The organism is Flavobacterium frigoris, assembly GCF_900111075.1.
Lineage (GTDB): Bacteria > Bacteroidota > Bacteroidia > Flavobacteriales > Flavobacteriaceae > Flavobacterium > Flavobacterium frigoris.
Genome location: NZ_FOFZ01000002.1, coordinates 414,878 through 430,627 on the forward strand (window position 1 = coordinate 414,878; position 15,750 = coordinate 430,627).

The 15,750-nt window shown below is 34.1% G+C and carries 12 protein-coding genes; 3 read left to right on the forward strand and 9 right to left on the reverse strand.

The window, feature by feature from the left end:
* Window positions 1-43: 43 nt before the first annotated feature.
* A complete protein-coding gene (locus BMW63_RS04960; RefSeq protein ID WP_083380357.1) occupies window positions 44-2,053 on the reverse strand; it encodes a kojibiose hydrolase in 2,010 nt (669 codons plus the stop codon).
* Window positions 2,054-2,301: 248 nt separating this feature from the next.
* On the opposite strand from BMW63_RS04960, the gene BMW63_RS04965 reads away from it, so the two are divergent.
* The 3 genes from BMW63_RS04965 (at window position 2,302) to BMW63_RS04975 (ending at window position 6,662) form a co-directional block, all read left to right on the forward strand.
* On the forward strand, window positions 2,302-4,071 hold the full coding sequence (locus BMW63_RS04965; protein ID WP_083380349.1) for a glycoside hydrolase family 13 protein: 1,770 nt from the start codon (window positions 2,302-2,304) through the stop codon (window positions 4,069-4,071).
* Window positions 4,072-4,362: 291 nt separating this feature from the next.
* Complete coding sequence (locus BMW63_RS04970) at window positions 4,363-5,382, forward strand: LacI family DNA-binding transcriptional regulator (protein WP_074721813.1); 1,020 nt, start codon at window positions 4,363-4,365, stop codon at window positions 5,380-5,382.
* A gap of 245 nt (window positions 5,383-5,627) precedes the next feature.
* Window positions 5,628-6,662 carry a LacI family DNA-binding transcriptional regulator gene (locus BMW63_RS04975; protein WP_074721815.1) on the forward strand — a complete coding sequence of 345 codons (1,035 nt, stop codon included), beginning with the start codon at window positions 5,628-5,630 and terminating at the stop codon, window positions 6,660-6,662.
* Here the strand turns inward: BMW63_RS04975 and queG are convergent, their stop codons facing one another.
* From queG to nrfD, 8 genes are all read right to left on the reverse strand, one after another.
* Window positions 6,663-7,583 carry a tRNA epoxyqueuosine(34) reductase QueG gene (queG, locus tag BMW63_RS04980; protein WP_074721817.1) on the reverse strand — a complete coding sequence of 307 codons (921 nt, stop codon included), beginning with the start codon at window positions 7,581-7,583 and terminating at the stop codon, window positions 6,663-6,665.
* A 34-nt stretch (window positions 7,584-7,617) separates the two neighbouring features.
* Complete coding sequence (gene ruvB / locus BMW63_RS04985; protein WP_074721819.1) at window positions 7,618-8,640, reverse strand: Holliday junction branch migration DNA helicase RuvB; 1,023 nt, start codon at window positions 8,638-8,640, stop codon at window positions 7,618-7,620.
* Window positions 8,641-8,796: 156 nt separating this feature from the next.
* Entirely contained in the window at window positions 8,797-10,593 is a 1,797-nt protein-coding gene (locus BMW63_RS04990) for a cytochrome c oxidase subunit I (RefSeq protein WP_074721821.1), read from the reverse strand.
* Between the two features lie 28 nt (window positions 10,594-10,621).
* The gene (locus BMW63_RS04995) at window positions 10,622-11,776 is read right to left on the reverse strand and encodes a cytochrome c oxidase subunit II (protein WP_074721823.1); all 1,155 of its coding nucleotides are present in this window, start codon (window positions 11,774-11,776) and stop codon (window positions 10,622-10,624) included.
* Between the two features lie 19 nt (window positions 11,777-11,795).
* Window positions 11,796-13,247, reverse strand: a complete 1,452-nt coding sequence (locus BMW63_RS05000) for a cation-translocating P-type ATPase (RefSeq protein WP_074721825.1) — start codon at window positions 13,245-13,247, stop codon at window positions 11,796-11,798.
* Between the two features lie 27 nt (window positions 13,248-13,274).
* Window positions 13,275-13,820 (reverse strand): c-type cytochrome, encoded by a 546-nt coding sequence (locus BMW63_RS05005; RefSeq protein WP_074721827.1) that lies wholly within the window; start codon window positions 13,818-13,820, stop codon window positions 13,275-13,277.
* Between the two features lie 7 nt (window positions 13,821-13,827).
* Window positions 13,828-14,352 carry a DUF3341 domain-containing protein gene (locus BMW63_RS05010; RefSeq protein WP_074721829.1) on the reverse strand — a complete coding sequence of 175 codons (525 nt, stop codon included), beginning with the start codon at window positions 14,350-14,352 and terminating at the stop codon, window positions 13,828-13,830.
* Entirely contained in the window at window positions 14,345-15,748 is a 1,404-nt protein-coding gene (gene nrfD / locus BMW63_RS05015; protein WP_074721831.1) for an NrfD/PsrC family molybdoenzyme membrane anchor subunit, read from the reverse strand. The genes BMW63_RS05010 and nrfD overlap by 8 nt, the downstream gene beginning before the upstream one ends.
* Between the last annotated feature and the right edge of the window lie 2 nt (window positions 15,749-15,750).

A 15,750-nucleotide genomic window follows, 5' to 3' on the forward strand; every position in this document is an offset into this window, starting at 1 on the left:
TCGAAAGAATATAATTGAGGCAACCAATACAAAAAGGTAAAAACTATTTCTCGATCGTAATTGTCTTATCGTCTGGACCTAACCCTATAATTTTTAGTGATTTCCATTGCTTTGGTAAAAGTCCTTTATTGTATTTCAAACCTGCATCAGTTTGCTCTACCCCTCCAAATCCATAAATAACTGCTTGAAGCATTGCACCTGCTCCTGTTGCGAAATAAGGATTACTACTATTTGCCGACTCCGAAAAAACACCAAAAGGTGGTCTACTGTTTGGTAAATACGATTTGACAAAATAATTATAGGCTTTGTCTCTATCACCCAGACGCGCATACAATACAGACAAAACTCCCGACGCCATTGCAGGCCCATCTTTGGGATCAATCTTTGCTGCATAATACTCTAGATCCATTTCAATTTGCTTTTTATCAGTAATCACGTGCAATGGGTAGGCCAGTAAATTAACATCCGCTTGTTTTATCATTTCTCCGTTATACCCTTTGTAATTTTGGGTGATTCCATTTTTAGAATGTATCGTTAACTTTTCAGATAATGCGACCCATTTTGGATTTATCGGTTCATTTAATATCGTAGCTGCTTTAATTGTATTTTTCAAAGATTCAATTGCTGATGCATTTGTAAAAGCATTATCATCTACATGCTGTGCGTACTCATCTGCTCCCACAACATTCAGGATAGAATAACTGCCATCTTGATTTTCAACCACCCTACTTACCCAGAAATCAGCTGTTTCTTTTAACACACTCCATTCTTTTTTAAGCCATGACTTATCTTGCGTATAAGCATAGTAATTCCAGAATGCTATAGAAACATCAGCTGTGATGTGTTGTTCAAAAATTCCTGTTAAAGCCCAGGTTGGTGTTGCCTCTTCACCTGTATCATCAGATTCCCATGGAAACATGGCTCCTTTATAACCATAAACAGTAGCTTTTTGCTTAGCTTTTCCAAGTCGATCGGATCTATAATCCAAGCATGATTTAGCCATTTCAGGCTGCAACGCCAACAGCGTTGGATACATCCATAGTTCAGAATCCCAAAAAATATGCCCATTATACCCTTGAGACGATAATCCCATTGGTGCAATACTTTGTCTTGTTTCTGGACGTATATAAGAATACAGATTATACAAGGCAAATCGAACTCGCTGTTGCGAATCTAAATCTCCTTCAATTTCAATATCCCCGGTTCTCCACAACTCAGCCCACGCTTTTTTATGTCGGTTCAATAAATTATCAATCCCTTCTTGCAAAGCAAAAATGGGCTGCCTTTCAGATTCATTTAAAGGATCTGTAAAATCTTTGGAAGTACAGATTCCACCAGCAATGGCAAATCGGTATTTCTTACCCTTGAGCAGTCGTTTAGAAAATCCCACTTCATTTCCTGTTTGGTTCAAAACTTCTTTATCAGCATCAAAGAGAAAGGTTGTCGCTGCCGAAACAGTGTGTTTTCCATTTAGTGTTTTTGCTGTAGTTCTAAAAACAGGCATTAAGTATTGATTATCCTTTAAAACTCTAAACTGGCTTTTAGCTTCCTTTAATTCATCAGGAACCGTCATATAATTATTAGCATTGATTTCAATATCTTTTTTAGGTGTGATTTCAATAATGGCCATAGCCGAATAAGGTATGGCTCTGTTGGCTAAAATAGTATAATCAATAACCGCGAGATCTTTGAAGCTAAAAGAAGTTGTACTAGTCCCTTCTTTCATTGAAACCACCTGACTCCAATGATCGATATTGTCCGAGTTTATTTCTTGATTATTTATGCTCAAATGAAGGTTAAGGAATTCTATTCCTCTAACAATTCTACTAATCCCATTTTCTGGACTTGCTTCATAGACTCCATTTAAAATAATTTCTTTTGTTTTTAATGGTATATCATCTGTAACGATGCCAATTTGACCATTTGCCATAGCTACACCAAAATAATTTTCTCTTGAAGAGGCTTGTAGATTCCATTCATCTGACTTTGTTTGACTAAATACGGATGCACTAAACAAAATCAGTATTACAAGATGTCTAAAATTTAAATTCATAATTTTCATTTTGATTAATAATTTCAAACTTAAATCATTTATTCCTTAAAAATTTAAATATTCCTTTAAGATCCTTAATTTTAGTATCGATAACGTTTTCGATATTTCGATAACGTTATCGATTTACAAGAAAGCCGAAATACTAAAAAAAATATGCAAATTGCTATCCTCTATACAAGTCAATAACATCTAGAAAAATAAAATTAACTATACAAACTACTTTATAATTACAATTAAATCCATACCGTATGAAACCAAAAAAAATCTTACTCGCCTTACTATTACTCCTTACTTGTTTGACCTACAAATCAACCATTGCTCAACAAAAAGAGGCTCCAATTGAAAAAAAATGGTGGAAAGAAGCTGTAGTTTACCAAATTTATCCTCGCAGTTTTAAAGATACTAACGGTGATGGCGTAGGTGATTTGAAAGGAATTATCTCTCAATTAGATTATATTAAAAGTTTGGGAATAGATGTCGTTTGGCTAAATCCTATCTACGGTTCCCCGAATGCTGATAACGGATATGATATTTCAGATTATCAATCCATAATGAAGGAATTTGGCACTATGGAAGATTTTGATACTTTGCTAAAAGGAATGCATGAAAGAGGCTTGAAATTAGTGATGGATTTAGTAGTCAATCATAGCAGCGACGAACATAAATGGTTTCAAGAAAGTAAAAAATCCAGAGACAATCCATACAGAGATTATTACCATTGGTGGCCTGCTGAAAAAGGCAAGCCAGCCTTTCGCCCCGGAGCTTTCGAAGCCGATGGTAGTGGATGGAGATATGACAAAACGACGGATTCTTATTATTTACATTATTTCAATTATAAACAACCAGATTTGAATTGGGAGAATCCAAAATTGCGTCAAGAAATTTACAGTATGATGAATTGGTGGTTTAAAAAAGGGATTGATGGTTTTAGAATGGATGTAATCCCCTTCATAGCAAAAGACACTACTTTCCCAGTAATTACTCAAGAAGAATTAAATAAAAACTACGAGGGAAGATGGGATGTATATATGGCTAGCGGTCCGCATTTACATGATTATTTACAAGAAATGAATAAAGAAGTCTTAAGCAAATATGATATTATGTCACTAGCTGAAGGTGCGGGCATGCTAAAATCAACCGCTTTAAATTTTGTTGATCCAGCGCGGAATGAATTAAATATGGGTTATCACTTTGACGGTACAAACTTGGGCTATATTCCTGGTTATTTCAAAAAAATGAGCCCTACATGGAGTTTATTAGACTTCAAAAAAATATACTCTGATTGGGACGATGTCTACAAAGAAAAAGGCTGGGGAACTATCTATTTAGGGAATCATGATCAACCTAGAATGACTTCTCGCTGGGGAAATGATTCTCCTCAATATAGAGCATTGTCATCTAAAATGTTATCTACCTTTTTACTCTCAATGAGAGGTACACCCTACTACTATAATGGAGATGAGATAGGAATGGTAAATGCTAAATTTGATAAAATTGAAGATTACCGCGATATTGAAACATTATCAGAATATGAAAAAGTACAAAATGCGGGAGGTGATTTGAAACAATTCATCGAAGACCAAAAAACAGGAGGAGCAAGAGACAATGGCCGTACTCCTTTTCAATGGAATAACTCCAAGAACGGAGGCTTTACGACTGCCGAACCTTGGCTAAAAGTAAATGAAAATTATAGTACTTTAAATGCATCGTCCCAAGAAAAAGATCCCAATTCTGTTTTGAATTATTTTAGAAAAATGGTAAAACTACGCAAAGACAATCAGGTGTTAGTTTATGGAAAATACACTTTAATTGATGCCAAAAATCCAAATATTTACGCTTATACTAGAGAATTAGACGGGAAGAAATTATTGGTAATGCTCAATTTCAGAAGCAAGAAGGCAAAATTAAACTCAAAAATAAGCCTCAAAAATGCAAAATTACTAATTGGGAATTACGCAAAACATTCTAAAGGTCTTGACCTAAAGCCATATGAAGCTGTCATTTTCGAAATAAAATAAAATCACAACTCCTTTTTTAAAATGTATAAAATCAAAAAGAGCATCCTAACAATAGCGTCCCTTAATTTTAGTAACAAATCCAATTAAATTGACCTAAATAAATTGAAAAACAACACATTGCGTCCTTACGAATCATTAGCGCTTTCAATCAAATAAACTAATTGGCCTTTAATTCTATAAATTTATCATTTTAACCGAAACTGTTTTTTGAAAATTGATTTACAATAAATAAATTGTAAGTTTGTTTTCAAAAAACAGTTTTTTTTATTTTTAAAACAGGGTAATCCTACTATGAAAGATGCAACATTAAAACAAATTGCCGCTCAGCTAGGAGTTTCTATCACTACCGTTTCTAAAGCCTTAAAAGACTATCCTGATGTTAGTAAAAAAACTAAGAATGCAGTAATTGCCCTAGCAAAAAAATTAAATTACACCCCCAATAGTTTTGCTGTAAACCTAAGAACAAAAGAATCTAGAACTATAGGACTTATAGTCCCTACCGTAGATTACAATTTCTTTTCAAAGGTTTTCGAAGGAGTCCTCAAGGAAGCCGAGAAAAGAAAATACTTGGTGATTATTTTACGCTCTAATGAAAAATTAGAAATAGAGAAAAAACAAATTGATCTTTTGCTAAAAAAAAGAGTAGATGGTATTTTAATGTCTCTTTCGAATGAAACAGGTGATTTTGATCACATTAATAATATTATCGCCTATAAAACTCCCCTAGTCCTTTTTGATAAAATTGCTAAATTAGTGAACTGTTCAAAAGTAATGATCAATGATCGAAAGGCAGCTTATGATGCTGTCACCTATCTTATAAGCAAAGGGCACAAAAAAATCGCACATTTTAGAGGTTCGTACATACCCCAAAATTCCATTGATCGTTTTTTAGGATATAAAAGAGCGCTAGAAGACAACAATATCTTCTATGATTCTAGTTTGGTATATGTATGTGACAACAATACTGATTTTGAAGATGGGTACAATAATGCAAAAAAAATAGTTAATGATCATCCCGATATTAGTGCCATTTTTGCCGTGACAGACTTAGTCGCTGTTGGAATCATTAAATACTTAAATGATATTGGTGTTCAAGTACCACAACAAATAGCAGTCTTTGGGTTCTGTAACTCCTTCATGTCTGAAATAATCACTCCTAAATTAACTACGATCGATCAACCAGGATTTGAAATAGGCAAAAAAGCGGCTTCCATATTATTTGATGAAATAGAATTAATCAAAAGTAACAAAGCTTTTGAATTTCAATCAGTCGAATTAGAAACTAGTATTATAGAACGCGAATCTGCTTAAATTTGCGCTTTATTAGAATTCTAATTTTAAAGACACATTGTTTACAGTTACTTTTCGAAGATAGCAAATAATTATCTCCATTTGATAAATATCATAAAACCATAATTCTTAAAATAAAAATGAATACCTTAGTTGCTATTATTTGTGTACTGAAATTTCATTTAAACATATTAAGAACTAAATAACACTCTTAAAAAACTGCAAGAAAACGTAATTCTAAGCCTTAAACTCAAGAAAAATAGTTCATGAAAGACATCACTCTTAAAGAAATTGCGATCAAATTAGGCATTTCGATTACTACGGTATCTAAAGCCTTAAAGAACTATTCTGATGTTAGCCAGAAAACAAAAAATGCCGTAATTGAACTTGCACAAGAATTACGTTATACCCCTAATAGTTTTGCAGTTAATCTCAGAACTAAAGAATCAAAAACAATTGGTTTAATTATTCCAGAAGTGATGCATCATTTTTTCTCCAATATTATCAATGCCATCATTGACGAAGCAGAGAAAAATGGTTATCTAGTCATTATCTTACAGTCAAATGAATCCCTGACTTTAGAAAAAAAACAAGTTGAATTACTTATCAATAAAAGAGTCGATGGTATTTTAATGTCCCTTTCTAATGAGTCCAATAATGATGATCACATAAAACAAATTGTTGAAAGAAATATACCCTTTGTCATGTTTGACAAAATCTCCAAGCTCTGCAATTGTTCAAAAGTTATTATTGATGATCAAAAAGCAGCGTTTAATGCAGTACAACATCTTATAGATAATGGATGCAAAAAAATAGCACACATAAGAGGACCTTTAAATCCACAAAATGCAATTGATCGCTACATTGGATACAAAAAAGCATTAGAAAAAAATAATATCCCATTTGACTCAAAACTGATATACACTTGTGAAAATGTTACTTTTCAAGAAGGAATTGATTTTGCGGAGCAAATTATTAATGAGCATCCTGATGTAGACGGAATCTTTGCAATTACAGATCTTGTTGCTGTAGGAGTGCTTTCCTATTTTAACGACAGAGGAATTAAAATCCCAGAACAAGTAGCCGTGATTGGTTTCAGCAATTGGTTTATGTCTCAAGTACTAACGCCAAAACTAAGCACAGTAGATCAACCAAGTCACCAAATGGGCATAGAATCATTTAATCTGTTATTAGAAGAAATGAATTATCATAAACTGAATCTACCCTTTGTACCGAGAACAATTTTACTAGAAACTGCCATAATTGCTAGGGAATCATCTCTAAAAAAAAACAACAACTAATTACTTCAGAAAATCGATATTTCGTTTCAATCCCGAAAATTTCGTTCGCTTTAGCGGGGAATCCTTGAACACCACCTTAAAAGTATCTTCCGTGATTTCCTCCCAATCTTTCTTAGACATAGATAACAACTCTGGATTCGCATTAAATAAAGGCTCATTGTGTGGTTTAGAGAATTTATTCCACGGGCAAACATCCTGACAGATATCACAACCAAAAGCCCAATCATCAAACTTCCCCTTCATCTCCTGCGGGATATGCTCTTTAAGTTCTATTGTAAAATAAGATATGCACTTACTACCATCAACTATATAAGGAGCGACTATAGCTTCTGTAGGACAGGAATCGATACAAGCAGTGCAAGTACCACAATGATCTGTTGTTGCATTATCATAGTCCAAATCTAAATCGATAATTAGTTCGGCTATAAAATAGAACGAGCCTACTTTTTGAGTTAATAGATTACTATTTTTTCCTATCCAACCCAAACCACTTTTGGCTGCCCACGCTTTATCTAAAACTGGGGCCGAATCTACAAAAGCCCGACCAGAAACTTCTCCAATAGTTTCTTGAATTGATAACAACAACTCTTTAAGCTTATCTTTAATTACCAAATGATAATCCGTACCGTACGCATACTTAGAAATCTTATACGAATCCTCTAATTGTGTGTTTTCAGGATAATAATTCAACAACAACGAAATGACACTTTTAGAATCTTCTACCAATAAAGTAGGATCTAAACGCTTATCAAAATGATTTTCCATATAAGACATTTGTCCATTCCGATTATTATTCAACCAGTTTTCAAGCCTTGGTGCCTCTTGTTCAAGAAACCCAGCTTGGGATATACCACAAGACAAAAATCCGAGGCGTTTGGCTTCGGATTTAATAAATTGTGTGTATTTTGATTTCGAATTAATAGTACTTTATTTATAAAAGAGAATGTATTTAATCCTAAAATAATCCTCCTTGAATATTAGTATTGAGTCTCCCTAAATGCTTGTACGCTTTATCAGTTACTTCCCTACCTCGAGGTGTTCTCATAATAAAACCTTCCTGAATCAGGAATGGCTCATATACCTCTTCAATAGTTTCACTACTCTCTGATACGGCTGTCGCCAAAGTAGATAACCCAACAGGACCACCTTTGAACTTATCAATAATGGTAGTCAATATTTTATTATCCATTTCATCAAGACCATGAGCATCTACATTTAAAGCCTTTAATGCATATCGGGCAATTTCAATATCTATTGTACCATTTCCCTTTATTTGGGCAAAATCACGAACACGGCGCAATAAAGCGTTTGCAATACGTGGAGTACCACGACTTCTGCCGGCAATTTCAATTGCGGCTTCTATTGAAATTGGCATTTTGAGTATTGACGCACTTCTTTCGACAATGGTAGTCAATAATTCTGCTGTGTAATACTGTAATCTTGATGAAATCCCAAAACGAGCACGCATTGGTGCCGTAAGCAGTCCAGATCGTGTTGTAGCACCAATTAAAGTAAATGGATTAAGATTGATTTGCACCGTTCTAGCGTTTGGTCCTGATTCAATCATAATATCAATCTTGAAATCTTCCATTGCAGAATACAAGTACTCTTCAACAATAGGGCTTAAACGATGAATTTCGTCTATAAATAATACATCTCTTTCTTCTAAGTTTGTTAATAGCCCCGCTAAATCACCAGGTTTATCCAAAACAGGACCCGAAGTAATTTTTATACCTACTTGCAGCTCATTAGCCAAAATATTTGCCAAGGTTGTCTTTCCTAATCCTGGAGGCCCATGAAATAGTGTATGATCTAAAGCTTCATTTCTCTGATTAGCTGCTTCAACAAAAACTTTAAGGTTTTCCAATATTTGATCTTGACCTGCAAAATCGTCAAAAGATAATGGCCTCAGTTTTTTTTCGAGATCAAATTCTTCTGAATTATACCCGTTAGTTGTTGGATCTAAATTTTCATTCATGTAACAAAGATAAAATAAAGTATCAGTAAAATACAGCACTGATAAAAGAGTTTAAAAAAATACATTATAATTCAATATACAAGTAAATCTAAGTAAAATCCCGTATGAACAATCCATAAAAAAAGCCCTTACTTTCGTAAAGGCTTCTTGAATATTTTAGTGATGTAAAACTTCTTCTCCTGGTTTCATTGGAACATTTTGAGGAACAAAATCTTCGTCGTGATTAGGGTTACTATAGTCATACGGCCAACGATGAACTTCTGGAATTTCTCCTGGCCAGTTCCCATGTATGTGTTCCATAGGTGCTGTCCATTCAAGTGTATTTGATTTCCATGGATTTTGAACAGATTTCTTTCCGTAAAAGATACTACTAAAGAAATTGTATAAAAACACCAATTGAAATGCTCCACCAATTAAAGCAAAAGTCGTTATAAGAACGTTTACATTTTGCAAATCATCAAATAAAGGAAAGTTTGTGTTTGTGTAATAACGTCTAGGTAAACCAGCTAATCCGATAAAGTGCATTGGAAAAAACACACCATAAGCACATATTGCAGTAACCCAAAAGTGAACATAACCTAAATTTTTATTAAGCATTCTTCCAAACATTCTAGGAAACCAATGATAAATACCAGCAAACATTCCGTAAAGTGCAGATATTCCCATCACCAAGTGAAAGTGAGCAACTACAAAATAAGTATCATGTACATTAATATCTAGTGTACTATCTCCAAGAATAATTCCTGTTAAACCTCCCGTTATGAAAGTAGAAACTAGTCCAATAGAAAATAACATTGCTGGATTTAACTGTAAGTTACCTTTCCAAAGCGTCGTTATGTAATTAAATGCTTTTACTGCTGAAGGTATCGCGATCAATAAGGTTGTAAAAGTAAACACGGAACCCAAAAATGGATTCATTCCAGATACAAACATGTGGTGACCCCAAACAATAGTTGATAAAAACGCAATCGCTATAATTGACATAATCATCGCCCTGTAACCAAAAATTGGTTTACGTGAATTTGTTGCTATAACCTCAGAAGTAATTCCCAATGCTGGTAGTAAAACAATATAAACTTCAGGATGTCCTAAGAACCAAAACAAGTGCTCAAACAAAACAGGTGATCCACCTTGATAATGCAAAACCTCACCCGCAATATAAATATCAGAAAGGAAGAAAGAAGTACCAAAACTTCTGTCAAAAATCAATAACAATGCCGCAGACAATAAAACTGGAAATGAAACAACTCCTATAATTGCAGTAACAAAGAAAGCCCAAATTGTAAGTGGCAATCTAGTCATCGACATTCCTTTTGTTCTTAAATTAATTACAGTAACTATATAATTTAAAGAACCCATTAAAGAAGACGCAATAAAAATTGCCATTGATATCAACCAAAGTGTCATACCCATTCCTGACCCACCAATAGCTTGTGGCAACGCACTTAATGGAGGATAAATTGTCCAACCGGAATTTGCAGGCCCTGATTCAACAAACAGAGACGAAACCATGATTATACTTGACAAAAAGAATAACCAGTAAGATACCATATTCATAAAACCGGAAGCCATATCACGAGCTCCAATTTGGAGTGGAATCAGTAAATTACTAAATGTACCGCTCAAAGCTGCCGTTAAAACAAAGAACACCATTATGGTACCATGTATCGTGACTAACGAAAGATAAATATCATTTGTCATAACACCATTTGGCGCCCATTTATCCCCTAATAGGACGTTGAAAATCTTAAAAGATTCCTCTGGCCATGCTAATTGCATTCTAAAAAGCAAAGACATACTAACACCAATAATACCCATTACAATACCTGAAATAAGGTACTGCTTAGCAATCATTTTATGATCAATACTAAAAATATATTTAGTAATGAAAGTTTCTTTATGATGGTGTTCGTGTTCGTGATCGTGTCCGTGATCGTGACCTTCTGCTGACATATATGTATACTTTAAATATTCTTAATAATTATTTCATAGCTATTTTAACAACAGCCATTGTATCTTTTGCTTTTAAACTATCAGCTGCAGATGCTCCATCCTCACTAGACGGAGAGGCAGCAGCTTTCATTTGATCTGCCAAAACAGTTTGTTGTTTCAACCACGCTTTATAATCTTCTGGTGTATCTACTATAATTTTCATTTGCATATTATAGTGAGATGCCCCACATATTTTATTACAAAGAAGCAAAAAATCGAAAGCATAAGGATCCAATGCAGCCTTACCATTAGCAACTAATTCAATAGATTTCTTAGAACGTATTGCATTAATATTAGCAACTTTCTCAATCATATAAGGTAACTCTCTATATTCAGAAGTTGTATAAATTGGCTCAAAAGCAAATTCAGTAACCATTCCTGGAACACAGTTCATTTGCGCTCTAAAATACGGCATGTAAGCCGAATGCAGCACATCCTGAGATCTCATCTTAAAATGTATTTTCTTTCCTTTCGGAATATGCAATTCCTTAACTACAATGTCATCCTGCGCATAAGGATCAGCAAGATCAACTCCTAAAATATTAACGCCCTCGATGTATCTAACATTTGCTTTTCCCAAAACATTATCTTCTCCTGATACTCTCGCCGTCCAATTAAACTGTTGCGCATACAATTCAATTACAATAGTATCCTCATCCTCATCGATAAACATAATATTTGTCCAAGCATAAAGACCATATAGAATCAAACCAGCCAATACAACCGCCGGAATTACACTCCATATTGCTTCTAATTTATTATTATCAGCAAAATACAATGCTTTTTGATCTTTTTTACCTCTATATTTAAAAGCAAAATAATGTAACAAAACTTGCGTTATCGCTTGAACAATAAAAATAAGAACCCAGGTAATATTCATCAAGTTATCTACCTGACCTCCATGCGCTGACGCTGGAGTATGGAGAACAAGAGGACCCCAAGTAAACAAACCATATATTGAAAATATATATATAAACGCTAAAAACCCAAACATTAAATAACCCTGTACATTATTATCATTATCAGAAGCTACTTGAGAACTGTCTGACTCCGAACCTACTTGAGTAAGGTCAAATATTTTAGTCAATTGCCATAAAGCAACAGCTAATAAAACCAAAACTATAATTACCAACAAACTTGTCATCTGTTTCTTTCTTTAAATATTAATAATGAAAATGTTTACTCTCTTCGATGTACGGATTTCTTTTTGGTAACAAAGGAGATTTTGCCAATGCCGTAAAAACAACATAGATAAATAACCCCATAAAGAAAAGAACAGAAGCTATTTCTGATATTCCAATAAACCAGCTGTCCCCCACCGTACCTGGCATAATCATATTAAAGAAATCAATATAATGTCCAGCTAATATTACAACACCTGCCATAACCAATATCCAAGTGATTCTTTTAAAATCAGTATTTACTAAAATCAATATAGGAAAAACAAAATTCATAACAACCGCACCAAAAAATGGTAAGTTATACAATTCTATTCTAGTTATGAAGTATGTAATCTCTTCAGGTATATTTGCGTACCATATTAACATGAATTGTGAAAACCAAAGGTAGGTCCAGAAAACACTAAAACCAAACATAAATTTAGCTAAATCATGAATATGACTTGTATTTACATGTTCTAAATACCCTTTTGATTTCAAATATAAAGTAACCATTGCAATCATAGTAATTCCACTTACAAAGAAACTTGCAAAGACATACCATCCAAACAAAGTACTAAACCAGTGAGGATCTATAGACATAATCCAATCCCATGACATGATAGATTCTGTAACTATAAAGAATACTAAAAATCCAGCTGAAATATTAAAATTCTTTTTATAGAAACTATCATCATTAGATTCATCTTGCGCTAAACAGTTTTTAGCAGAATAATATCTATATAAATTCCAACCGATTAAGAATATTGCAGCTCTAGCAATCCAAAAAGGAAAATTTAAGTAACCTGTTTTTGTAGCTATAAGCTTATCATGAGCAACCACTTCAGGATCTAACCAGATAAACAAATGATTAAAATGAAGACCACACAAAATTAAAAACACGAAGAAAATTACAGAGCCCCATGGCAAATAAGCCGTAATTCCTTGCATTACTCTAAACAATACAGGAGACCAACCAGCAGATGCAACTTGCTGTATAGCATAGAACGCTAAAACACCCATAGAAATTAGCAAAAAGAAAATACAAGCCACATATAAAGCCGCCCATGGTTTATTTTGCATTTGATGCAAAACATGAGTCAAATGCTCTTCATGCTCAGCAGCTTCATTAACTTCATTATGATTATCAACTACTGCTACATGAGTCTCAGTAGCTGCTGCAACCTCATTATGACCTTCTAACGCTGTTGTAGCTTCAGTACCCTCGACAGCCAAGTCAACTTCTTTATGATCCGCTACCACTGCATGAGCTGCAACCGACTCACTAGAAACTTCATGCTTAACTTCAACATGTCCTCCATGGCTATCAGCAGCAAGAATTTTTTCAACTTCTTGAATATCTTTTGGTGCAGTTAAAAAACCATATCCAATTCCTAAAAGACCTAATGCCATTAAGATGAAAGAAAAAGTTTTTAATTTACTTGAAAATGTATACATATCTATTACGATCAGTTTGTTCAACAATTATAATTGGCTTTTCAGTTTTAGAACATAGTCAGCAACTAACCAACGTTCATGGACACTTAATTGATTAGCATGAGATCCCATTGCATTTAAACCATAAGTCACAACATGAAAAATACTTCCTTCAGTGATAACTCTGTCTTTATAGCTAGGAACTCCAAGAAATTTCTCTCTTTCAACTAATTTCCCTTTTCCATTACCAGAAGTTCCGTGACAACTTATGCAATAAATTTCAAAAAGCGCCTGTCCTTCTCCAGAATTTCTACCCAAAGAATCCAGGGGCGATTTAAGATTAGCTTTCGCTAAGTCGTAACCTTCAGGTGTGTTCTCATACTCATACGGTTCAAAACCTCTATTGATCGTACCAGTAACAGGAAGCTGTCCTTCTTTACCATTCTTAAATGCACTAGACTCTGAATATGTTTCGTAGCCAATTGATTGATACATATTAGGAAAGTACTGATAATTCGGTGCTGAATTATTATGGCAAGATGCTATTGATATAGTAATGCCTAATAATAGTGTTATTTTATATACCCTTTTCATATCTAAATTAATGCTTTTCTATTACTTTAACTTCTATAGCTCCTGTATTCGTGAAAAAAGAAACTAATTCTTCTTCATTATTATTAACGGCTACCTCCATCAAGAAGTGATCATCTGTTGTTCTAACATCAGGATTTTCAGCTTGTTTAAAAGGCCATAACTTACTTCTCATATAAAAAGTAATTACCATTAAATGCGCCGCAAAAAACACAGTCATCTCAAACATAATAGGCACAAATGCCGGCATGTTTTCAATGTAACTAAAACTTGGCTTTCCACCAATATCCTGCGGCCAATCTTGAATCATAATAAAATTCATCATCCAAGTAGCAAATGAAATACCAATACAACCGTATATGAATGAACAAATAGCTAGTCTAGTAGGCGCAAGCCCCATTGCTTTATCCAAACCGTGAACTGGAAATGGTGTAAAAACTTCTTCGATATGATGATGAGCTGCCCTGGTTTGTTTAACCGCATCCATCAATATATCATCGTCATTATAAATGGCGTATATTACTTTATTACTCATGATGTACATCTTTATTAGCTGCTCTTTCTCTTATATAATTATCTCCTGTTCCTTTCAAAATAGTTTTAATCTCCGCTTGTGCAATTACAGGAAAAGTTCTAGAGTATAATAAAAATAATACAAAGAAGAAACCAATTGTTCCTATAAAAATTCCTATGTCAACAAACGTTGGTGAAAACATTGTCCATGATGAAGGCAAATAATCCCTATGTAAAGAAGTAACAATAATTACAAACCTTTCAAACCACATCCCTATATTTACTACAATAGATAGACAAAAAGAAAACATAATACTTGTTCTTAATTTTTTAAACCACATAAACTGCGGAGATAATACATTACAAGACATCATCATCAAATATGCCCACCAATATGGCCCAGTCGCTCTGTTCAAGAAAGCATATTGCTCATATTCAACTCCAGAATACCATGCTATAAAAAGTTCTGTTATGTAGGCTACCCCTACAATAGAACCAGTTATCATTATTACAATATTCATCAATTCAATATGCTGAATAGTAATATAAGCCTCAAGATTAGATACTTTCCTCATAATAATAAGTAAAGTATTCACCATTGCAAAACCAGAGAATACCGCACCCGCTACAAAATAAGGAGGAAAAATAGTAGTATGCCATCCAGGTATTACAGAGGTAGCAAAATCCATTGATACAATAGTATGCACAGAAAGTACCAAAGGTGTTGCTAATCCGGCGAGTACTAAAGATACTTCTTCAAAACGTTGCCAATCTTTCGCTCTCCCACTCCATCCAAAACTTAAAATAGAATAAACTCTTTTATTAAAAGGAGTTACTGCTCTATCTCTTAACATTGCAAAATCAGGCAACAACCCTGTCCACCAGAATACCAATGAAACTGATAAATATGTGGATATTGCAAATACATCCCAAAGTAATGGTGAATTGAAATTCACCCATAAAGACCCAAACTGATTTGGTATTGGTAATACCCAATACGCTAACCATGGACGACCCATATGTATAATTGGAAATAAACCCGCTTGGATAACGGAGAAAATTGTCATTGCTTCTGCAGAACGGTTAATCGCCATTCTCCATCGTTGACGGAATAATAATAATACCGCGGAAATCAATGTTCCAGCATGACCAATACCAACCCACCAAACGAAGTTTGTGATATCCCATGCCCAACCAACTGTTTTATTTAATCCCCATGTTCCAATTCCTGTAGATACGGTGTAAATTATACAGCCTATTCCCCAAAGGAAAGCTGTTAATGCGATTGAAAATACAATCCACCAATGTTTGTTTGCTTTACCTTCAACAGGCGCAGCTACATCAACAGTTACGTCGTGATAAGATTTATCACCTATAACTAAAGGTTTTCTAATGGTTGCTTCGTAGTGAGACGACATAA